Origin of the sequence: Spiroplasma endosymbiont of Labia minor (genome assembly GCF_964019845.1) — a bacterium.
Taxonomy (GTDB): domain Bacteria; phylum Bacillota_I; class Bacilli_A; order Mycoplasmatales; family Mycoplasmataceae.
Genome location: NZ_OZ026465.1, coordinates 135,741 through 159,933 on the forward strand (window position 1 = coordinate 135,741; position 24,193 = coordinate 159,933).

General features: G+C 26.8%; 16 protein-coding genes, 1 other RNA gene and 1 pseudogene. 17 read left to right on the forward strand and 1 reads right to left on the reverse strand.

The genetic code is table 4. The features are described from left to right. The first annotated feature begins 136 nt into the window (after positions 1 to 136). From AACK85_RS00725 to AACK85_RS00780, 12 genes and pseudogenes are all read left to right on the forward strand, one after another. Positions 137 to 2,953: a cation-translocating P-type ATPase gene (locus AACK85_RS00725; protein WP_338970070.1), complete on the forward strand. Its 2,817-nt coding sequence runs from the start codon at positions 137 to 139 to the stop codon at positions 2,951 to 2,953. Between the two features lie 204 nt (positions 2,954 to 3,157). Continuing rightward, positions 3,158 to 5,929: pseudogene (gene secA, locus AACK85_RS00730) on the forward strand (preprotein translocase subunit SecA); the annotation flags it as partial. A gap of 291 nt (positions 5,930 to 6,220) precedes the next feature. After that, positions 6,221 to 8,203 (forward strand): excinuclease ABC subunit UvrB, encoded by a 1,983-nt coding sequence (gene uvrB / locus AACK85_RS00735; protein ID WP_338970074.1) that lies wholly within the window; start codon positions 6,221 to 6,223, stop codon positions 8,201 to 8,203. Between the two features lie 4 nt (positions 8,204 to 8,207). Continuing rightward, positions 8,208 to 11,051, forward strand: coding sequence for an excinuclease ABC subunit UvrA (gene uvrA, locus AACK85_RS00740; RefSeq protein ID WP_338970076.1), 2,844 nt, complete (start codon positions 8,208 to 8,210; stop codon positions 11,049 to 11,051). Beyond that, the gene (locus AACK85_RS00745; RefSeq protein WP_338970078.1) at positions 11,052 to 12,140 is read left to right on the forward strand and encodes a Mur ligase family protein; all 1,089 of its coding nucleotides are present in this window, start codon (positions 11,052 to 11,054) and stop codon (positions 12,138 to 12,140) included. 5 nt (positions 12,141 to 12,145) lie between these two features. Beyond that, positions 12,146 to 12,841 carry a folate family ECF transporter S component gene (locus AACK85_RS00750; protein ID WP_338970080.1) on the forward strand — a complete coding sequence of 232 codons (696 nt, stop codon included), beginning with the start codon at positions 12,146 to 12,148 and terminating at the stop codon, positions 12,839 to 12,841. 4 nt (positions 12,842 to 12,845) lie between these two features. Then, a complete protein-coding gene (gene hprK / locus AACK85_RS00755; protein ID WP_338970082.1) occupies positions 12,846 to 13,784 on the forward strand; it encodes an HPr(Ser) kinase/phosphatase in 939 nt (312 codons plus the stop codon). Beyond that, complete coding sequence (locus AACK85_RS00760) at positions 13,777 to 15,231, forward strand: prolipoprotein diacylglyceryl transferase (RefSeq protein ID WP_338970084.1); 1,455 nt, start codon at positions 13,777 to 13,779, stop codon at positions 15,229 to 15,231. Before hprK ends, AACK85_RS00760 begins: the two co-directional genes overlap by 8 nt. After that, positions 15,215 to 16,177 carry a thioredoxin-disulfide reductase gene (trxB, locus tag AACK85_RS00765; RefSeq protein ID WP_338970086.1) on the forward strand — a complete coding sequence of 321 codons (963 nt, stop codon included), beginning with the start codon at positions 15,215 to 15,217 and terminating at the stop codon, positions 16,175 to 16,177. The genes AACK85_RS00760 and trxB overlap by 17 nt, the downstream gene beginning before the upstream one ends. A gap of 100 nt (positions 16,178 to 16,277) precedes the next feature. Beyond that, positions 16,278 to 17,648, forward strand: coding sequence for a prolipoprotein diacylglyceryl transferase family protein (locus AACK85_RS00770; RefSeq protein WP_338970088.1), 1,371 nt, complete (start codon positions 16,278 to 16,280; stop codon positions 17,646 to 17,648). Positions 17,649 to 17,662: 14 nt separating this feature from the next. Next, on the forward strand, positions 17,663 to 18,601 hold the full coding sequence (gene whiA, locus AACK85_RS00775) for a DNA-binding protein WhiA (protein WP_338970089.1): 939 nt from the start codon (positions 17,663 to 17,665) through the stop codon (positions 18,599 to 18,601). A 1-nt stretch (position 18,602) separates the two neighbouring features. Then, positions 18,603 to 18,920 carry a helix-turn-helix transcriptional regulator gene (locus AACK85_RS00780; RefSeq protein ID WP_338970091.1) on the forward strand — a complete coding sequence of 106 codons (318 nt, stop codon included), beginning with the start codon at positions 18,603 to 18,605 and terminating at the stop codon, positions 18,918 to 18,920. Here AACK85_RS00780 and AACK85_RS00785 read toward each other — a convergent pair. Continuing rightward, entirely contained in the window at positions 18,917 to 19,315 is a 399-nt protein-coding gene (locus tag AACK85_RS00785; protein ID WP_338970093.1) for a rhodanese-like domain-containing protein, read from the reverse strand. The genes AACK85_RS00780 and AACK85_RS00785 overlap by 4 nt on opposite strands. A gap of 78 nt (positions 19,316 to 19,393) precedes the next feature. Here AACK85_RS00785 and secG point away from each other — a divergent pair, with 78 nt between their 5' ends. The 5 genes from secG to ssrA all read left to right on the forward strand — a co-directional run bounded on the left by secG (position 19,394) and on the right by ssrA (position 24,162). Next, a complete protein-coding gene (secG, locus tag AACK85_RS00790) occupies positions 19,394 to 19,675 on the forward strand; it encodes a preprotein translocase subunit SecG (RefSeq protein WP_338970095.1) in 282 nt (93 codons plus the stop codon). Between the two features lie 39 nt (positions 19,676 to 19,714). Then, on the forward strand, positions 19,715 to 21,817 hold the full coding sequence (gene rnr, locus AACK85_RS00795; RefSeq protein ID WP_338970097.1) for a ribonuclease R: 2,103 nt from the start codon (positions 19,715 to 19,717) through the stop codon (positions 21,815 to 21,817). Positions 21,818 to 21,837: 20 nt separating this feature from the next. Then, positions 21,838 to 22,281 (forward strand): SsrA-binding protein SmpB, encoded by a 444-nt coding sequence (gene smpB, locus AACK85_RS00800; RefSeq protein ID WP_338970098.1) that lies wholly within the window; start codon positions 21,838 to 21,840, stop codon positions 22,279 to 22,281. An 8-nt stretch (positions 22,282 to 22,289) separates the two neighbouring features. Continuing rightward, complete coding sequence (locus tag AACK85_RS00805; protein ID WP_338970100.1) at positions 22,290 to 23,675, forward strand: APC family permease; 1,386 nt, start codon at positions 22,290 to 22,292, stop codon at positions 23,673 to 23,675. Positions 23,676 to 23,739: 64 nt separating this feature from the next. Next, positions 23,740 to 24,162: a transfer-messenger RNA gene (ssrA, locus tag AACK85_RS00810) on the forward strand. Positions 24,163 to 24,193 lie beyond the last annotated feature (31 nt).

Sequence of the window (24,193 nt, forward strand, 5' to 3'; positions counted from 1 at the left end):
CCACTTTTGGGGTTCACACTATTGAGATGTGTTTTTTATATAAATAAAAATGAGAGATAGATGTTGACATAAATATCGCCTAACATATTTGATATAATATAGTAAAGTTTATAATTTTAGAAAGGATTAAATTTTTATGAAAATCAAAAAGCATTCAAGTAAAAATTTAAATAGCGTTGCAATAATACGTACTGCTTGATATAGTAAATCAACAGAACAAATAGAACAACAATTAGTCGCAAATGAAAAATATGGACTGACATCAGAACAAGCGAAAGAACGTTTGAAAATGAACGGACCAAACAAATTGGCAACGACCAAAACAATTCCTTGAATTATTTTCTTTCTAAAAGGAATTTTAGAGCCATTATCAATTATTTTATTAATTTGTGGTGTTGTGTCATTAATTTTGCCTATTATTTTATCGCATAGTCCTGGTACAACAGAATATATTGAATTTTCAGTAATTATGTTAACTGTATTTACAAATGCAATAATAGGTTCTGTTCAAGAAATTAAAGCACAAGGTTCTGTTCAAGCATTAAAGAAGCTTTCTAATCCAAATGTATCTGTTATTCGTGATGGTCAAGAAAAAATTATTGATGCTGCAGAAATTGTTAAAGGTGATCTTGTTTTAATGAAAGTTGGACAATTTGTACCAGCGGATATTAGACTAACAGAAGTTTTTCAATTTAGTATTAACGAATCTGCTTTAACTGGTGAATCAAATCCAATTAGTAAAATTTCAAATGTTATTGAAGGTGATTCTTTAATGCTTGCACAACAAGAAAATATGGCTTTTATGTCTACAATTGTTGTTGCAGGTAGAGCTAGAGGAATTGTAGTTGAAAATGCCAAAACATCAGAAATGGGTCATATTGCAAATTCAATTTCAGAGACTAAACTACAAAAAACTCCATTGCAAATTCGTTTAAATAAAGTAACAAAAATAGTTACATATGTTTCAATAGCAATTGCGTTAATTTTATTTGCTGTTTTAATAGCTCAAAATTATTTTAATTTTGGTGAACAAATGACAATTTCTGAAATAATAATTTTGAGTGTTTCCTCGGCAATTGCAATTATTCCAGCATCTTTAACAATAATAGTTTCTGTTATCTTATCTTTATCAACAAGTAGAATGACTGCAAAGAATGTAATTGTAAAATCATTAAATTCAATAGAGACACTAGGAGAAATTAATGTAATTTGTTCTGATAAGACAGGAACTCTAACACAAAACAAAATGACTGTTACAAAATTTTCATTAAATCATAGTTTAAATAATGCGGTCAATTATAATTATGTTTTAGATTCTTCATTAGATAATCATTTTGTTAATGCGATGGGATTAAATAATGATGCTAAAATTACGGCAAATGATCAAAGAATTGGTTTACCTACAGAATTAGCTTTAATAGATTTTTTAGCAAATGTAGAAATTGATGCTACAACATTACAAAAAAAATTTCCAAGAATTGATGAAATTCCTTTTTCATCAGATTCAAAATTAATGACTACAGTAAACAAAATAGAAGACCATGAATTTATCTATGTTAAAGGTGCATTAGATAGAATTTTGAAAAAATGTAAATATATAAATTTGCAAGACAATGTTGTATTAATGACACCAGATGATAGACAAAAAATTTTATCAAATATGGATTTAATGTCTAATGAGGCTTTAAGAGTTCTGGCATTTGCATATAAAGAGAATCAAAAAGATGCTGCAAAAGAAGATTATGAAAATGACTTAATATTTTTGGGCTTGGCAGGAATTATTGATCCTCCACGTCCTGAAGCAATAGTTGCAGTAAGAGAGGCTAGAGCAGCTGGAATAAGAACTATTATGATTACGGGTGACCATGCATCAACAGCTATGTCAATTGCAAAAAAAATTGGTATAGCAAACGAAGATTCAATTGTTATTACTGGAGAAGAATTGGATTCTATGAGTGAAGAAGAATTATTAGGAAAAATTCCAAATGCGGATGTATTTGCTCGTGTAAATCCAGAACATAAAACTAGAATAGTTTCTTGTTTACAGTCAAAAGGTTTAATTGTTGCAATGACTGGAGACGGTATAAACGATGCTCCAAGTTTAAGAAAAGCAAATGTAGGTATTGCAATGGGTATTGCTGGTACAGATGCAGCAAAAGAAGCTGCAAATGTAATTATTACAGATGACAATTTTGCATCTATAATACAAGGGGTTGCAGAAGGCAGAGATGCTTATCAAAAAATTAAGTCTGCAACCGCATTCGTTTTAGGTGCAAATCCACAAATTTTTGCTATGTTTGCTGTTATTTTAATTTTTGGTTTTTCACCATTAACCGCAATAAACATTTTGTGATTCAATTTAATTGTAGAAACTATTTTAGCCATTCCAATTGGAATGGCTGCTATGTCAAAAACTGTGATGCTGGAAAAACCAGCAAAAGTAACAGATTCTATATTTAAAAATGTTTGACAGATAATGTTAATTTCATTAGTGTCTACTTCAATATGCGTTTTATTGGGTTCAATAATTGGTTATGAATATGCTTTGGCAAATAATATGTCTAATCCACAACAAATAGCTCAAACTTCAAGTTTCATAATAATAATTTTTTCACCAATATTTTTAATTTTCCTTGTAAAACCAATGACGCATCAAAAATTTGCAAAATTCAATAAAAAACGTATAAATTGATGATTATTTGGAGCTGCGTGTATTTCATTTTTACTAAATATAGTAATTTTGTTTACACCATGGATAAATTTGGTTGTTTTTTCTGTACATCCAGATATGCCTGCAGTCATGTGGATAATGAGCTTTCTATTAATGTTAGTTCCGATGCTATGTTTACTAAGTTTTCTATATATTAATAAAATTATAGATAAACGTAGATACAATAAAATAAAAAAACAAAATTTAAAAAAACAAAAAATGAATCAATTAAAACAAAAATAATTTATGATAAAAATCACATGCTAAATTTGGCATGTTTTTATTTTTTATCTTTTGTTAAAATGACTCAATCATTTTAGTATTTAATGATAAAATAGAAGTTGATTAAAATAATATTATTGCAGCAAAATAAAATTAATTTTTATCTTTTATTAAATTTATTATTTAATATTGCGCAATATTTACAAGAAGGGATAATTATAAATTATGGCAAGCGACAAATCTTTAGTGAGAATGCATGGTAAAATAGCAGATATTATTATTTCAAAACAGCCAGAAATGGAAAAAATGACAGACCATGAATTAAAACAGAAATCTAATGAATTAAAAAAACAAGCTCAAGATGGTGCAAATTTAGATGATTTATTAATTGATGCATATGCAGTTGCAAGAGAAGCTGCAAGAAGAGTTTTAGATTTAAATGCTTATAGAGTTCAACTTATAGGAGCAATTATTTTACATAATGGTGATGTTGCAGAAATGAAAACAGGTGAAGGTAAAACTTTGACTGGATTATTTCCTGCGTATTTAAATGCATTAGCTGGCAAAGGTGTTCATATTGTTACTGTTAATGAATATCTTTCAAAACGGGATTCTGAAATTAATGGTCGCGTATATGATTTTTTGGATATTAAAGTAGGTTTAAATGGTCGCTCTTTAAACAAGGACCAAAAAAGACAGGCTTATTCAGCAGATATTACATATACAACAAATTCAGAATTAGGTTTTGATTATTTGCGAGATAATATGGTTTTATCTTTGGAACAAAAAGTACAACGTGGATTAAATTTCTCAATTATAGATGAAGTTGACTCTGTATTAATAGATGAATCTAGAACGCCTTTAATTATCTCTGGTGGTTCAATGAATAGAACAAAATTATATGAGGCTGCAGATCAATTGGCAAAAACATTAATAGGTAATGGTGTTGATGTAGACATAGATTTAGAAACTAAACAAGTTTTTTTAACCGAATCAGGTATTAAAAAAGCGGAAGGTTTTTTTACACTTAAAAATTTATTTGATGTAAATAATACCGAAATTTTCCATTTAATTATGAACGCATTAAAAGCCAATTTTATTTTTAAAACGGAAGTTGAATATACAGTTAAAGATAATCAAATAGTACTTATAGATCAATTTACAGGACGTATTATGGAGGGTCGTGCTTATTCTGATGGTTTACATCAGGCATTACAGGCAAAAGAAAAAGTTCGTGTAGAAGAAGAAACGACTACAATGGCAACGATTACGTACCAAAATTTTTATCGTATGTATGCAAAAATTTCAGGTATGACTGGTACTGCAAAAACAGAAGAAGAAGAATTTATTAAAATTTATAATATGAGAGTTGTTTCAGTGCCAACTAATCGACCCGTTATAAGAATAGATGAACCAGATTTCACTTTTGCAACTAAGGGAGCAATGTTTAAACATTTCAAAAATCATTTAAAAGAATTAAATGATCAGGGAATACCAATATTAATCGGAACGACATCTGTTGAATCATCAGAGCAAATAGCAAATGTTTTAACAAAAGCTAATTTTAAGTTTGAAATGATTAATGCAAAAAATCATGATCGTGAGGCTGAAATAGTTGAAAAAGCAGGTCAAAATCAAGCAATTACACTTGCAACTAATATGGCTGGTCGTGGAACAGATATTAAATTGGGTGAAGGAATTGCAAAATTAGGTGGATTACATGTTATTGGTATTGAAAGAAATGAGGCTAGACGTATTGATAATCAATTACGAGGACGTGCTGGTAGACAGGGAGATCCCGGATGTTCTAGATTTTATATAACTATGGAAGATGATTTAATGAAGCGTTTTGCCTCACCAAAATTAAGACAAATGTTTTTACGTTTAGGTGATGACCATATTAAATCTAGAATGTTTACACGTGCAATAACTAACGCACAAAAAAAACTAGAGGGGTTAAATTTTGACCAACGTAAAAATGTTTTAGATTATGATAATGTTTTAGCACAACATCGTGAAGCTATGTACTCACAAAGAGATGATATTTTGGCACAACCAGATTTAAAGGTGGTTATTGAAAAATTTGTTTATACAGATGCTTATGAAACGGTTGATAAATCTTCTGATTTAATTAGAGGTCAAAAAACAACTGATATAAAAAACTTATTAGAAAAAATAGATGGCATATATATAACTAAAGGATTATTTACAATTAGTGATTTTCAAGGTAAAGATAAAAGAGAGATTGCTGCGAGAATTTCAGAAGCAATAATGAATAACTATATTGAAAGAGTTAAAGATATTCCAGAAAATGTTGTACATGAAATGGAAAAAAGAACAATTATTCAATCTTTTGATAAATATTGAACGCACCATATAAATTTGTCAAATAAATTACGTTCAGGTATATATTTACAACAATATGCACAAAACAACCCGCTACAACATTATGTAGAAGAAGCATCAATATTATTCAATAATATGAAAATAAATATTGCACACGATGTAATTGATAAACTTTCTAAGGTTGTAATAAAACCAGTAGATCAACAATCATCTAATATTGTTAATCTTTCTGATTTATCACTTAATAATCAAGTAACAAATGGTAATCAAAAAGAACAACAACACATTAATATTACAGATAAGGATATTGAAAAAATATTAAAAGAAATAAATATTGAATTTAATCAAGCAACACCTATGAATGTTCGTGATGCATTTATAAAATTGAAAGAAAATTTAGATCCAAAAGTAGATAATCAAAAAATTCAGGAACTTAATTTGAAAGAAAGAATTTTGGTTGGTTTTTTCCAAGAATTAGCAAGGAAAAGAATGCAAATTCAAAATGGTGGTAAAGTAGATTTAAAATTATCACCACAGCATATAAATCAATTATTAGATGAATTTAATATTGATTTAAAAAAAGTAACAATAGAAGATGTGGATCAAAAAATAGAAACTATTAAAAAAACACTAGATCCTGAAAAAGATAAAGCACAAATTCAACAATTAGAAATTAAAAAGCAAATTCTTGCTAAAATAATTGATGATATTAAAACACAAAAAATAAAAATAATGGATTTATCTGAGACTGCAAATAAAAATGAAACAGAATATATTGTTTCTGATGAAACTGGGAAAACAAAAAAAAGAATTAAAGCAAACAAAGATGGCGATATTGAAGATGTAAATGATTCTGAGCAAGTTCAATCTCAAGTCAAAATTGGTTAGTAATAAACACTAGGTAAAAACCTAGTGTTTTTGTCGCACAGGAGGTCGAAAATTATGAATAAAGAGTTTAGAAAATTTGATTTAGTAACAGATTTCACTCCATCGGGTGATCAACCTCAAGCAATAAAGGAACTTGTTGAAGGCTTGAATGAAGGTAAAAAACATCAAGTATTGCTCGGAGCAACAGGGACTGGTAAAACTTTTACTATGGCAAATATAATTACAAAAATGAATAAGCCAACATTGGTTTTGGCGCATAATAAAACACTAGCAATGCAATTGTATATTGAATTATCAGATTTTTTTCCAAATAACAGGGTTGAATATTTTGTTTCAAACTTCGATTTTTTTCAACCAGAAGCATATGTTCCCTCAAGAGATTTGTATATTGAAAAGGATGCAAAGCAAAATCTTGAATTAGATATGATGAGATTGAGTTCAAAAAACGCACTTCTTACTAGAAGCGATACTATAGTTGTAGCTTCAGTTGCAGCAATATTTGCAGAGCAAAATCCGCAAGAATATGCAGAAGCATTTTTTGAAATAAATATTAATCAAAAATTTTCTAAAAAAGAATTACTTTCTTTTTTGGTAAGAACTGGCTATTCCAGAAATGAAATTGAAAAAGCACCAGGAACATTTTCCGCAAAAGGAGATGCAATAATAATTGTTCCGGGATGAACGCATAGATATTATTTTAGAATTTCTTTATTTGGTGACGAAATAGAAACAATAGATATAATGGATATAATGACAAATTCAATTACTGAAAAAACCAAAACATTAACCATTTTTCCTGCAACCGGTTATGTTACACCAGAAAATAAAATGAAAACTGTAATAGAAAATATTCGCAATGATTTATTTGATAGATTGAAAGAATTACGTGCTGAAGAAAAAATTGTAGAAGCACAAAGATTAGATCAAAGAACAAGATATGATTTAGAGTCACTAGAAGAATTTGGTTATGTTTCAGGAATTGAAAATTATTCTTCTTATCTTGATTTTAGAAAACCTGGAGAAACACCTTTTACTTTAATAGATTATTTTGGCGATGATTTTTTAACAATTATTGATGAATCACACATTATGATTCCTCAAGCTAGAGGAATGTATAATACTAATTTGTCTAGAAAAAAGACATTAATTGAATATGGCTTTAGATTACCAAGTGCAATGGACAATAGGCCATTGAATTTTGAGGAATTTATAAATAAAATGAAACAAATAATTTATGCATCTGCAACTCCTGGTGATTATGAATTGGGTATGACAGAAAATAAATTTGTACAACAAATAATTCGTCCGACAGGACTATTAGATCCGCTAATTGAAGTTAGAAAAACAGAAAATCAAATAGAAGATATTATTGAAGAAATTATTAAAAGAAGAGAAAAAAATGAAAGAGTATTTATTACAACTATTACTATCGCTCAATCCGAAGCTTTAACAAGTTTTTTACAAGGTAGAGGAATAAAAGTTGCATATTTACATTCAGAATTAAAAACATTGGAACGTTCAATTGTTTTAACAGATTTAAGAAAAGGTGTATTTGAAGTTGTTGTTGGTGTTAATCTATTGCGAGAGGGATTAGATATACCAGAAGTTTCATTGATTTGTATTTTAGATGCTGATAAGCAAGGATTTTTAAGAAATACTCGTTCTTTAATTCAAACAACAGGTAGAGCTGCAAGAAACGCTAATGGTTTAGTAATTTTTTATGCAGATCAAATAACTCAGTCTATGAAAGAAACTATTGAAGAAACATCAAGGCGTAGAATCATTCAGCAAGAATATAATGAGCGAAATAATATTGTACCAAAAACAGTAATTAAAAAAATATCAGATTACGGAGTTTCAGAAGATGTCAGAAAAGAAATTTTAAGATCTACAAATAAAAAAGGACAAGTATCTAAAAGAGAAAAATCAAAAATTGTCCAAGATTTGAGAGTTAAAATGATAGCAGCATCAAAGGAATTAGACTTTGAAACTGCAGCAAGTCTGCGTGATATGATAATTGAATTAGAAGGAGAATAATCAAATGAGTGTTGATAAAATTATTATTAAGGGAGCAAGAGAACATAATCTTAAGGATGTAAACATTGAAATACCAAAAAATAAATTAGTTGTCTTTACGGGACTATCTGGTTCTGGAAAATCATCATTAGCGTTTTCAACTATTTATGCAGAGGGTAGAAGAAGATATATTGAGTCGCTGTCTGCGTATGCAAGACAATTTTTAGGTGGAAACGAAAAACCAAATGTAGATTCAATTGAGGGATTGTCACCCGCAATTTCTATTGATCAAAAAACAACAAGTCATAATCCTCGTTCAACTGTTGGTACTGTTACAGAAATATATGATTATTTGCGTTTACTTTATGCGAGAGTGGGAACACCAAATTGTATTAATGGTCATGGAATAATTTCTGCCTCTACATTAAAAGAAATTACAAATAATATAAAAGCAAAAACAAAAATAGATGAGCAAATTTTTATTTTATCACCAATAGTGAGAGACAAAAAAGGTAGTTTTGCTGCTTTATTTGAAAGATTAATAGCAGATGGATTTATTCGAGTAAGAGTTGATGATCAAATTTTTCAATTAGAAGAAATTCAAGAATTAGATAAAAATAAACGACATAATATAGATATTGTAATTGACCGTATGGTTTGAGATGATAGTGACGAAGTTTTTTCAAGAATGTTTTCAGCTATTGAAGTTGGAATTAAATATGGTAATGGTTTAATAAAAATTGCGTATCCACAAAGAGATAATGAAGAAATTTTATATTCAACAAATTATTCATGTAAAATATGTGGATTTAATATTCCGGAAATGGAACCAAGATTATTCTCTTTTAATGCACCCCTTGGTGCATGTGAACTATGTAATGGTTTAGGTTTAAATTTAGAAGCAGATCCAGATTTAATTGCACCAAATAAAGAATTATCAATTATGAAAGGTGCGATAATTTATTATAAAAATACGGCAGGAACTGCAAACATAGAATGACAAAAATTCAAGATTTTATGTGATTATTATGGCATTGATTTAAATGTATCTTTAGATAAACTGACAAAAAAACAATTACAAATTATAATGTATGGGTCTGATGAAAAATTAGAAATTAAAATATTTTCAGCTAGTGGTAATCGTCATGAATCGTTTGATTATATAGAAGGTATTGCAACTTTAATTGAAAGAAGATATTATGAAACAAAGTCTGAAGAACAACGTAAATGATATGCAAAATTTATGAGTTCACGAATTTGTAAAGAATGTAAAGGTGCAAGATTAAATAAAACTGCTTTGTCTATATTTATAAATGGTAAAAATATAGCTGATTTTACAATTATGTCAATTAAAAATACTTTAGATTTTATTTTACAAATTTCATTAACAGAAACACAAGAAAAAATTGCAAATTTAGTTTTAAATGAAATTCAATCAAGATTATCTTTTTTAAATGAAGTTGGTTTGGGGTACATAAATCTTTCAAGAATGGCTACGACTTTATCTGGAGGCGAAGCACAACGTATTCGTTTAGCAAAACAAATAGGCTCACAATTAACTGGAATACTTTACGTATTAGATGAACCATCAATAGGATTACATCAAAGAGATAATGATAAATTGATTGGCACACTGAAACATTTAAGAGATCTAGGCAACACATTAATTGTTGTAGAACATGATGAAGACACAATGAAATCATCTGACTGAATTGTAGATATAGGTCCTGGTGCAGGTATTCATGGTGGTGAAATTGTTGCCGAAGGAACATATGAAGAAATATTAAAAAATGAAAATTCATTAACTGGTCTTTATTTATCTGGAAAGAAAAAAATTGAATTACCAAAAAATCATCGTGGTGGTAATGGCAAAAAAATAGAGATAATTCAAGCATCGGAAAATAATTTAAATAAAATAGATGTAACTATTCCATTAAATAAATTTATTACAATTACAGGTGTTTCTGGTTCTGGTAAATCTACCTTACTTGAAGACATTATTTATAAAGGAATGCAAAAATATCTTGGTAATGAATCTGTAAAACCTGGTAAATTTAAAGAAATTAAAGGTTTGGAAAATATTGATAAAGTTATTTTCATTTCTCAAGATCCAATTGGTAAAACTCCTCGTTCAAATCCAGCAACATATACTGGAGTATTTGATGACATTAGAGATTTATTTGCAGATTCTCAAGAATCAAAAATTCGTGGTTATAAAAAAGGTAGATTTAGTTTTAATGTCCCAGGGGGAAGATGCGAAAATTGTCAAGGAGATGGAATTATTACAATTTCTATGCAATTTTTGCCATCTGTTGAAGTTGTGTGTGAGATTTGCGATGGTAAAAGATACAATGAAGAAACTTTGTCAATTAAATTTAAAGGAAAATCTATTTCAGATGTTTTAGAAATGAATGTTGAAGAGGCATGCACCTTTTTTGCAAATCAACCAAGCATAAAAGATAAACTGGATACAATTTTAGAAGTAGGTTTAGGTTATATTAAACTTGGTCAAAGTGCAACAACTTTATCTGGAGGAGAAGCACAACGTATTAAATTGTCAACCCATTTGTTAAAAAGACAAACAGGAAAAACATTATTTTTACTAGATGAACCAACTACAGGCTTACATATTGATGATGTTAGTAGATTAATTAAAGTTTTGAATCGTTTAGTAGATTTGGGAAACACCGTTTTAACTATTGAACATAATTTGGATTTTATTAAAGTTTCTGATTATATTATTGATCTTGGTCCAGAAGGAGGAGTTGGTGGTGGTAATGTTATTGCTACTGGAACTCCAGAACAAATTGCAAAAGTAACTGGAAGTTATACAGGTTATTATTTAAAATCATATTTAGAAAATAATTAAATGATTTCAGTAAATAAAGAAATAATTCCAGTCTTAAAAAGATTTGCAAATGAATATAATTTAAATAAAGTTTTAACAAGAGATAATCTTAATAATTCATTTGATGTCATAAACATTGTGGGAACAAATGGTAAAGGATCAACTAGCTTTTATTTATCGCAAGGTTTAAAAACAAGTTTTAATAAAGTAGGTTTGTTTTTATCGCCCGCTTTTATCTATCACAATGAAAGAATACAAATTAATAATGAACCAATTTCTGATTTGGATCTTTTAAGAATAATTAAACAAATTGATGATGATATAATTCAATTCAATTTAACATTTTTTGAAATATGAACTTTAATTGCTGCAATTTATTTTAAAGAAAATAATATAGATATAGCAATTTTAGAAGCGGGAATAGGTGGAGTTTTAGATTCTACAAATTTATTCTCAAGACAAGTATTAACTTGTCTCACATCGGTATCATTAGACCATCAAGAAATTTTAGGTAATACTGTTGAAGAAATAATAATGCAAAAAATAGGTATAGTTAAATTTCAAAAGCCAATTATAATTTCTATGGATAATTATGAATATTATGATTTAATTAGATATAAATTAAGAACAATTACAAATAAGATATATTTAGCAAATATTTGTAGTGAAGATTATATCTTTCAAAAAGGTAATAAAGGTTTAGTAAAAGAAGCTTTAATTTTCTTTAAAATTAATAATTTTGAATGTTTAAATCTTGCACCGCCATTAGGAAGAATGACAGTTTTGCAATCAAAACCATTATTAGTTATAGATGGAGCACATAATGTTAATGCAATAGAAAAACTTACAATACAATTTAAAGATACAGAAAATTTAAATGTTATTTGTGGTTTTAGTAAAGAAAAAGACACAAGTAAAATGTATAAGATTCTTACTAACAATTTTAAAAATGTAACAAGGATAAGTTTTAATCACATAAAAGCAGAAACTGGTAATTATCCAAACTGAGAAATTGTTTTGCAAAAATTAATGAATGAGAATGAAAATGTATTAATTTGTGGAAGTCTTTATTTTATTCCGCAAGTGTATGAGTGATATATTAAGGGGTAGTTATAATGTTGTATGTTTTAACAAATTTATTCGCTGTTTTTGGTGTAATTATTTTATTTGTTATAAGTTTAAGTTTAGAAAAATGAACTTTTAAAAAACTTTCCATTAGAATAATTTCTATTATGGGGATAATGACTGCGCTATCTGTGATACTAACAAATTTGATATCATACAACATTCCATTAATGGGAAATAAAATAATGCTAGCATTAGGGGATTGAATTTTATTTTTAAATGGTATGATTTTTGGACCTATTGCGGGAATAATTACAGCCGTGGCAACAGACTCTATTGGATCTGTAATTAATGTTGGTGGTGGCTATCATGCGGGTTTTATGTTTGACAAATCGTTACTTGCAATTTCTGGTTCATTTATTTTTTTAATGAGTACAAATAAAAATTGATATTTTCATGTAATTTGATTATATTGTATTGCCTTTTTTATCATATCTTTTCTTTTAAATTCAATTTGATTGTACGCATCTGGATGAACCGATTTAGTATTTATTAATGTTATCTTTAAATTAATAAAATTTCCAATAGAAATAATAATTTATCCGTTTTTTGTTATTTCATCATTTTCAATTTTGAAAATCATTATTCAAAAATGAACTCAAGATCAAATTTGGTGTTTGCGAAAAGGAACAATTCCAAATATAATAAAAATAAATAGATTTAGAAGAGAATATATTGAGGGTTAAATTTATGAAGTTAAAAGTAAGTAATTTAATAGAAAGATTTAATTTAGAAGTTTTATCTGGCAACAAAGAAACTTTACAAACAACCATAAATTTATATGGTTTAAATAGAGCGGGATTAGAATTAGCCGGCTATTTTGAAGACAAAAAAAAATTCAGTAGAGTTGTATTAATTTCTACAAAAGAATTTAATTTTATAAAAAGTTTTTCTGAAGACGAAAGAAAAAGAAGATATAAAAAATTAATTAAATCAAGCGTTCCATTAATAATTATTACAGAAAAATTTTTGGATAATACTTTAATTGAAGTTGCAAAAGAGACAGATTTTCCAATTGTGAAAACACACGAACAATCAACAACAGAGTTTACTCAACACGTTTTAAATTATATGGATAATTTTTTCGCCCCCCAAATAGAATTACATGGTTCTATGGTTTCAATTTATGGTAAGGGTGTATTAATAATAGGAAAATCTGGAATAGGAAAATCTGAAATTGCAATTGACTTAATTGAAAAAAATCATATGTTTGTTGGTGATGATAGAATAGTTATGATTAGAAAAGGTAACTCCATTATTGCAAGAGTACATGAGATTTTAAAAAATTTAATTGAAGTTAGAGGAATTGGCATAATTAATATTGTTACTGCAAATGGTTATCAATCAATTATGGAAGAATCAAAATTAGATCTTGTTATTGAATTGTCAAAATTTATCTCAAATAACGATGTCTATGATCGAATAGGTTTAGATTATGAAACTTATGATGTTTTAGGTTTAAAAATTCCTTATATAAATATACCTGTATCATCTGGTAGAAATATAGCAACAATTGTTGAAACTGCAGTGGCACAATTAAAAATTAATTTAGCAATTCCAGATAACGATATGGTAGGAATACTAGAAAAAAGAGTTCAAAAATATCAACGAGAGCAAAAAGATGATTAATTTATTTTCAACATATTTTGAACCTAACATTGATCACTCTGGTGAATTGGTTAGCAATTATGATTTTTCAAACGAAAGAATGGCATTTGGTTGATTACCAATTTATCCTATAGCCATGTTGTTCGGTGCTTTACTTGTTGTAATGTGTTCTGTAATAAAATTTAGAATGAAAAAAATACCATTACGTGAATTTGAAATTGCTATATTTATTACGCTTCCTTTAGGATTAATAGCGGCTTCAGTATTTGGAAAATTAGATATCTTAAATCCAATGCAAAAATGATGAGAAATGTTTTATTTTTGAGAACCCGGTATGTCATTATTTGGTGGAGTAATTACAGGTACTGCTGTTGGTTTTGTTTGATTTTATGTTCAAAGTAAAAAAACATTAATCTCAGTTTGAGTTTACGCAGATTGTATATTACCAAATTTACTATTAGCCCAGGCTATTGGAAGATGAGGAAATTTATTTAATCATGAAATTTTAGGTCCAACAACATCATGAGATTCATTAAGTTGATTGCCAAATTGAATTAGATCAAAACTTTTCTATATTGTTGATCCAAATGGTATTGTTGATCCAGATACAATTCGTATTGTTTATAGACAACCATTATTTTTATATGAATTTATTTTTAATTTATTTGGTTTTTTCATGTTAACATTTATTTTTCCTAATTTGGGAAGGTGATTTTCAAAAATTAAGCCATGAGATATTGATGAAATGGCATTTCCAAATAGATATTCAAAAAAAAGACAATGACTTAAAAAAAATGAATTAGTAGAATATCATTTACAAAATGATGTTAAATATATTTATAACGCAAGAACAAGTAATTTCAGTTTATCATTATGAAATGTTTGAAATAAAGCTTATTATTTAAAAGAAGTTGATTTTTTTAAATCGGATTTTGAAGATGAAAAAATTGCAGAATACATAAATAATCATAATTATAAAATTGAACAAGTAAAAAAAATTAAAGCAAAAACTAAATATAAAATTGAACAAAATAAACATAAACAACTTAATAAAAATAAAATAGATATTAAGAAATTAAAAAGTTTAAAAACTGAACATCAAGAATTTATTAAAACTGAAAATGCTAAAATGAAAATAGAAATTAAAAAAATTGATTTAAAAAATTGATTTATATTTAATTGAAATTTTGATTCATCAAAATTAGAGGAATTGCATAATCCACATAAATATTTTATTGTTAAATGTGGTTCAATAACGGGTTTATATATTGTTTGATACATGTTGACAAGAATAATACTTGAAGCATTTCGTGGTGAAGGTGAGTACTTTATTCAAAATGCTGCAGTTTTAAACTTCGTGATACTTACATTGATTTTAATTTCGGGTATAGTAGTTTATGTATTTGCACAATTTATAGCACCAAAAAAATGAAGGAGAGCACATTGATTATATGAAAAATCTTATTAATGAAATTTGAGACGTAATAATTATTGGTTCTGGACCAGGTGGAATGACAGCGGCAATTTATACAGCTAGAGCAGGTTTAAAAACATTAATTATCGAAAAAGAAGCACCGGGCGGAAAAATGATCAAAACAGATGTAATAGAAAATTATCCAGGTTTTAAATCAATAAAAGGTCCTGAATTATCAATTAATTTATATAATCAAGCTGTAGATTTAGGAACTGAGTATACATTTGAAGAAATAGAAGAAATAACAAAAAATGAACAAACAAAATTATTTTCTTTAAAAACAAAGAAAAATTTTAACGATGTTGTAAATACTTATCAAGCCAAAACTGTAATTATTGCTACCGGAATGAAAGAAAATCAGCTTGGAGTTATTGGTGAAGATAGACTTTATGGAAGAGGTGTATCTTATTGTGCTGTTTGTGATGGTGCATTTTATAAAGGCAAAAATATAGCAGTTGTTGGTGGGGGTTATTCTGCAATTGAAGAAGGTACATATCTAACTCGCTTTGCAAAAAATACTTATTTAATTCATAGACGTCAACAATTTAGAGCAGATCAAAAACATGTAGATAAATTTAAACAAAAAGACGGTGTTCATTTTATTTTAGATTCAATAGTTGAGGAAATATATGGTGAAAAACGAGTAGAAGGAATAAAAATTCGAAATAATATAACAAATGAATTAACTGATTTAAAAGTAGATGGTATTTTTCCTTATGTTGGAGCAACGCCAATTACTAAATTTTTAGAAATCAACTTTGCGAAAATATTGTCAGATGATAAATTTATTAAAACAGATAACAAAATGGAAACAGAAATTTTTGGTCTTTTTGCAATTGGCGATGTTAGAGTTACTCCGTTAAGGCAAATAGCAACAGCTATTGGAGATGGAGCTTTGGCTGGTCAACAAGTTATTGAACTATTACAAAATGAAGAATAATAGTTAAAAACGCCTCATATATATGAGGCGTTTTTAATATAATAAATTATTGTTTTTAATATCATATGATAAAATACTAGAAGTAAAGAGGTGCAAATTTATGATTGATTGAACAGAAAATGGTAATTGATCATCAGTTAATGCATATGTTCATTCTGATTATGGTTGATTTCATGTGTATGCTTTTACTATGACTATCGGAATGTTAGTTGCTATTGCTGCATCTGGATTCATTTTTTGAAGACGTAAAATACCAATTGATGGTTTATTTTATGGGGCAATTGTAATTATTCCGGTTTCTCTATTTGGAGCATCATTTTTTGGTAAATTAAATGCAGAAGCACCAGGTGTAAATGCAAACGGTGTTGGGTTCTGAGGCCTTTTTGCATTTTGAAATTCTGGTATGGCAATTCATGGCGGAGTGTATTGTGGTTCAACGGTCGGTATGATTATATTTTATTTCATTGGTAGAAAACCACGTGTGTCATTATGAACCTATATGGATGCAATAATACCAAATATTTTACTTGGACAGGCAATAGGAAGATGAGGTAATTTTTTTAATGCAGAAGTTACTGGAGCTCCAGTTGGGAATATAACTTCTGGAACTGGTAATTTTTTAAAATGATTGCCAGATTTTATTACAGATAATACACAGGCCATATATCACGGTGAACAAACGATTATTAATGGAATAACTTATGGGTCTGGTGATATAGCACAAATGTCTCCCATTTTTATTTATGAATCATTTTGATTAACAATTTCATGAATAATAATTTATTTTGTTATGCCAGGTTTTGGTAAATGAATTTCAAAAAAACCATGAAAATTATATCCTGATAATTTTAAAATCAATGTTCGTAATTCTTTTTTATATTTTTTTACAAGAAAAAATCAATACAAAGAGAATTCATATATTGATATTTGAAATAAAGCATATTATACAAAATATGATTTTGAATTATCAAAAGAATATTCTGAAAAAATAAATTTCTTTTTGATGAATAAAAAAAATAAGACCGAACTTGTCAAAGTTTTTGGAACAACAAATATAATTACAATAAAATGAAATCTAGGCAAAATGTTGAATAAAATAAATAACCCAGATAAATATTTAATGACTAAATCTGGTAGTCAGGCTGGTGCATATTTTTTTGCTTGAAACATAGTTAGATTTGTACTTGAATTACAAAGACCCGATGATCATTTATTTATAATGTTTCAAAAAACACTATCCTTGGCAATCATTTTTTTGACTGCTATGATTGGTTTAGCTTTAATAATTAGTGTTAATACTTTTGTTCCTTATTTATTTAGAAAAGAAAACTTTTTATATGAAAAAGAATTTATTTCAAATAATACAAATGATCAAGTAAAAAAAATGAAAAATGTTATTAAAAAATCAGATAAACAATTGATTGCAGAACAAAAAGCAAAACAAAAATTAGAAAAATTAAAGAAAAAATAATAGGATGTGTTTTTATGTCATTTGCATTGGAAGTGAAAGAAGAAATAATTTCGCATTACTTTACTGAATATCAACAGTTAATGTTGTTGAGAGGATTTATAAAATATAGCAGTAATTTATTGCTTGAAAAAAATCAGTGAAAATTACAATTGGATTTACTTTCAAATAAAATAACAAGAAACATTTATACTTTTTTAAAAAATTTGTACCCACATGAAATAATCATTTCAATTATGCAAACCAGCAAATTAAAAAAGCAAAAAATTTATCACTTGATTTTGGAGAAGGATGTTAAAAAATTTTTAAAAAATTTTGATATATATGATATTGATAAAAATCATAAGATTATAAAAATTCAATATAAAGACAAAAACAACGAGAAAAATTTACGCGCTTATTTATCTGGAATATTTATTGCCTGCGGAAGCGTTAATTCACCCAAAACTTCAAATTATCATTTAGAACTCCAATTTAAAGAGAAAGAATCAGCTGAATATTTTTTAGAATTAACAAAAAAATTTAATTTCAATTTTAAAATTATTGAGCGCAAAGATAATATTGTGTGTTATTTGAAAAAATCCACAAGTGTTTCTGATTTTTTAAAATTAATAGATGCACCAAATTCTGTATTAACATTTGAAAATGAAAGAATATCAAGAGATTTTAGTAATTCTTTAAATAGAGTTAATAATGTTGACATCTACAATCAAATGAAAACTACATTAACAAGTGATAAACAAATTGAACAAATCAATTCTTTAATTGAAAAAGGAAAAGTTAAAGAATTGTCAATTAAAAATCAAAAATTAATAGAATTAAGATTAAACAATCCTAGCTACTCATTTCAAGAATTAACAATAGAAATGAATGCATTGGGTATTTCAATAACTAAATCAGGTGTTAGTAATTTATTTAAGATAATAGAACAAATGTATAAAAATTTGGAGGAATAACATGAAATCAGAATTAATTCAATTATTTGCCATAAATATGAAAAGGCTTCGTCAAGATGCTGGTATAACCCAAGAGGAATTAAGTTTTAGATCTGGAATACATAGAAATTATATTTCCGATGCAGAAAGAGGAGCCAGAAATGTGACTATTAAAATTATTGAAAAAATAGCACATGGATTAGGAATACAGCCAGAAGAATTACTAAAACAACCTTCAGGAAAATATTTATCACAATTATTTAATATTCCTAACAATTTTGAAAATTCAGAAGTTGAACAAAAACAAAATCTAAATAATAAAATTACTGATAATAATTAATTATAAACATTTACAATAGTTAATTTATCAAATTCCGGTAAAGAAGCAATTTCGTTATAATTAAGAGTAAAAATGTATGGTTTGAAATGTCTTTGTTTCAATAATCTGTAAATATTTAGATTATTTTTGTAATATGAATTGATAATGAGAATTTTTTTATTTCGAGTTAAATGCTTGAAATAATTTGCTTTAAAAAAATTGGCTGAAATATTTATGGAATTCTTTAAATGATTAGCTTCATAACTTGCAGAATTACGCAAATCTATAATATTTCATTTTTTAGATGTAATAATTTTTTTCAAATGGTGTTTTGTTTTGGTTTTATAGTTTTCCTTAAAGCCATCTGTTTTAAATAATCACTGAAAAAATTTTAAAATTCTATCTATAAACTGCATAATATCACCTCAATTATTTTAACTTATTTATAAAAAATAATGTACAATAATGTTGTATAAATGAATGGAGATTAAACTATGATACTTTTAGCTTCAGTTGCTGAATCTGCCAACAAAGTTATTTTTGTTTTTGAAATTATTGCATTAATTATTGGAGTTTGCATGATTATAGTTGGATTAGTACAAAATAAGCAAGCACAAACGGGACTAAGCGCATTAAATGGTGGGAATGAAGAATTATTTTCAAATTCAAAAGAACGTGGTTTAGACAAGGTGATGTCTATTTGAATGATGAGTTTAGGAATAATTTTATTTGTAATGACTATAATAATTTGTATTTTAACAAACACTATTGTTTAAATAGTGTTTTTTAAAATACAAATAAAATGGAGGCAAAAAATGCAAAATATATTAGAACTTAAAAAAGAAAAAAATATTTGATCATTAAACGATATAAAAAATAAGACAAAATTAGATTTCGATGTTCTAAAATCAAAATTAGACTTGTTAAAGTCAGATAATAAATTGGTTATATCAATAAATAATCTCGTTTATTTTATAAATGATAATTTGTTATATGGTACGTTAAAAATAAATGAGCGTGGTTTTGGTTTTGTATATAATGATTTAAATTTAGAAGAATCTTTTTTTGTTCCTCCAACATCACTGAATGGATGCTTAACAAACGATATTGTTATTTACAAAAAAATTAAAGAAGACGATGGCAGATTTAGAGCTGAAATTTTAGATTTAATTAAACGCGATCAAGAAACATTGGTTGGAATAATTGTTGAATCAAAAGATAAAAAATTTTTAGATTTTTCTCCATCAGTTTCTGGTTATTCTAGTTTTAGAATAGTAATGATAAATAAAAAAGATTTTCAGTTAAAAAAAGATTTATTGTTAAAAGTAAAAATTTTAAATGTTAAAGAACGTAAATTATTTGTAAAAATACAAAAAATAATAGGTGATGCAAATAAAGCATACGACAGAATTTTATCAATAGCTCAAGAACTAGATATTCAAACAGAATTTAAAGCTGAGACATTGGAAAATTCAAATAAAGTCGCAACGGGTATTAATTTTAATGACCCGAAAATTAAAAAACGTTTGTTAAATGATTTAAGAAATGAAATTATAGTGACAATTGACGGTGATGACTCTAAAGATTTGGACGATGCAATTTCTGTTAAAAAAACTAACAATGGATTTAAATTAACTGTTGTAATTGCGGATGTTTCTTATTATGTACAACCAAAAAGTCCGTTGGATCTTGAAGCATTATCAAGAGGCAATTCAACATATTTAGCAAACGTTGTTCTGCCAATGTTACCTGAAAAATTATCTAATGGTGTTTGTTCTTTAAATTATGGCGAAGATAAATTAGCAATTGCTTGTGAAATAAATTATGATAACGATGGGAAAATTGTTTCAAAAAAAGTTTTTGAAACAATAATTAAATCAAATGCAAGATTGACTTATAAAAATGTTAATAATTTTTTTGCGGGTGATAGACAAATATTTGCACAAAATAATGAAATCGCAAATATGTTGGATGTTGCTTTTGAATTACATAAAATACTTGAAAGAAAAAAAATAGCTAGAGGAGTAATCTCTTTTGAAATATCTGAACCAAAAATCATTTTGGATGCAGAGTTCAATGTTGTTGATATAAAAAAAAGAGAACGAGGTATTTCTGAGGAATTAATAGAAAATTTTATGGTTGCTGCAAATGAAGCTGTAGCTGAAATAATATTTGAAAAAAAATTACCATTTGTTTATAGAAATCATGATTTACCAAATAACAATCTTTTAAATAATTGATATGCTATGATACGTAATTTGGGAATTGATTTAAAAATGACTGATGCAGAAATTTCTGATGTCAAAATGATTACAACAGCATTAAAAAGAATAAGCGAACAAATTACAGATCCTGCAGAGCTAGAAATATTAAATGTTGCCTTATTAAGATCAATGGATAAAGCATTATATTCTAGAGAGAATATAGGGCATTTTGGATTAGCATCTAAATGTTATACGCATTTTACCTCTCCAATAAGAAGATATTCAGATTTAATGGTTCACAGATATTTAAGACAATATATTTTTGAAAACAAAATAGATTCACAAAAATTATCACTAAATGAAAAATTTATTGATAAAGCATGTTTAATAATTAACGAAACTGAAAAAAAATCTGTTACATGTGAAAGAGAAGTAAACAAAGTATGTATGACAGAATATACAGTTCAAAATATTGGAAAAGAATATGAAGGATACATATCAGCTGTCTTAAAATTTGGGTTATTTATTCAGTTGTTTAATCTGATTGAAGGTTTAGTTCATATTTCCACTATACCTAATAATCCTGTTTTTGATGAAAAAATGAATACAATTATTTTAGATAATAATAAACAATTTAAATTTGGTCAAAAAATAAAAATAAGAATTAAAGACGCTTCTGTTAAAAGAAGAATGATTGATTTTGAATTAATTTAATTTATTAGTGGGGACAAATTATGGGTGACAAAATTATTGTTCAGAATAAAAAAGCAAGATTTAATTATGAATTATTAGATTTTTTTGAAGCCGGAATTGTTCTGATGGGATGTGAGATAAAATCAATACGCTTGCATGATGTTTCTTTAGATGGAACTTTTATATTAATACGTAATCATCAAGTAATATTAAAAAATATGAATATTAAAAAATATGAATTTTCAAATCAACAAACAATAGAATCAGATAGAGATAGAATTTTACTTTTGAGTAAAAAAGAAATAAAAAAAATAGAAAATAGAATTCAATTAGAAAAAGTTGTAGTTATTCCAACAAAATTATATTTAAAAAATAATTATGCTAAACTTGAAATTGCTATTGGCTTAGGTAAAAAATTGTATGATAAACGAGAAACTATAAAACAAAGAGATATTTCAAAAAAATTAAATAAATTTAAAGGATAGTATTTTGCATGGAACAATTAAAAGAAAGCGAACTTACTGTAAAACCAAAAATCGGATTTTGAACGATTTTTTTAATGGCTTTATCTTCAACAATTGGTGGTGGATTATTGATATCTTTTGGTCAAGTTGCACAACTCGCGCAAAATCCTGTCCTTACTATTGTGTCATTTTTAATTGGTGGAATTATTCTAATACCTGAAATGATGTTAATGTCAGAAACAGCTTATAATATACCTGCAAATGGAAGTACTTATTCATGAATTAGAGAAGCTGGTTGATCTGCGATTTCATTTTGATTTGGTTGAATTTTAGTTTTAATTGTAGCGATGACAGCGCTTTCATCTGTAATGCTTTCGCTTGCAAACTTATTTACAAACTTATTTTCATTAAATTCACTATGATATGGAAAATTAATTGTGTTTTCATTTACAATTATTTTAATTTGTTTTCATGCGTTTATAAAAAATTACTCTCAAATTAGTCAAATTATTTTTACAATTTTAAAATTTATTCCTATTTTTGTTATTTTATTGATTACTTTTATTCATGCAAATTTTAATGATTTTGCAGCTGGCAAAAATGAATCTACTTCATTGTATTTATCAACTTTTTGCTTAATTCCAGCTATATCTATGACTATGTTTGCATATTCTGGAACAGAATCAATAACTTATGTTGCAGGTGATGTTAAAAATCCACAACGAAATATACCAAAAGCTTTAATAATATCTACAGCTACTATTATATTAATTTATGTTGTTTTATTAATAGCTCTTTTATTAATAGCTCCATTTGATAAATGAAGCGGAACACTTAATGTTTGAATTAGCGCAATTATATCGCAAAATTTAGCGTCAGGTTGAATTATAACTATTGAAATAGCATCATTTTTTTTATTTGCAGGATCAATAAATGCTTTTATTTTCTATTTTTCAAAATTAATACAGCAAATGGCCTTTAATGGTGATTTATTTAGTTTCTTTTCTAAAGAAAATAAAAATGAAAATCCTTATTTAGCAACTTTATTATTGCTTGTGGGTTCATTAATTTATTTCTTATGAGATAAATTAATGAATATAACAAATTATTATGTTTTTGCCAATAGTTTATTAAAATTTGTTTTAATATTTATATTAATTTATCATAGACTTAAAAGAGAGAATTACGTAAAGTTATTTAATGAAATTTGATATTGACTATTTATTTGCATTTCTATAATTTCATTGTTAATTACAACAATTGGTCCTATACTAACAATTGTTGAATTGGCAAATTTAAATAGTGCAAATACAAAAGAAATGCTAATAAATTCTAGTATTATATTAACAATTATATTGGCGGGAATTCCAATAGCTTTTTTAAAAAAATACATTCAAAATAAAATTAAAAAATAGTTTTAGCAAGTTACGAAAGAATAATTCTCTAAAATTATAGATTTAATTGTTATAATAATGATATGGGGATGTCCTGGTTTCGACGGGATAATTTCGCCTCATTGTTGCAGTAGTGTGGTGCACTATAACACTTCTAGGTTTGAATAAACGCAAACGAAAAACGCGAAAGCGAAAAAATTGAAATGCCAGCATTTATGATCAATAACGCATCAGCTGGGGCAAATTTATTTGCTTAGATATTAGTTAGTTACTACTAATTGAAGCAATTCACGTTAACTAATCTTTGTTTTGTTGGATGAAACTAACGTATAGGCTAAACATTACTAGCAGTTCATATGATAATGTTGAATTTGCAAAATTTAATTATCTATTTTAGTAAATATTTTGTTAGCTTTAATTTACTAAAATTTTAAATAAGTTAACTAAACTGTAGACGCAATGAGGGGGAGTATCTCGGACGCGGGTTCAATTCCCGTCATCTCCACCATTTTTTTATGTTTTTATAAATGAAAGGACGA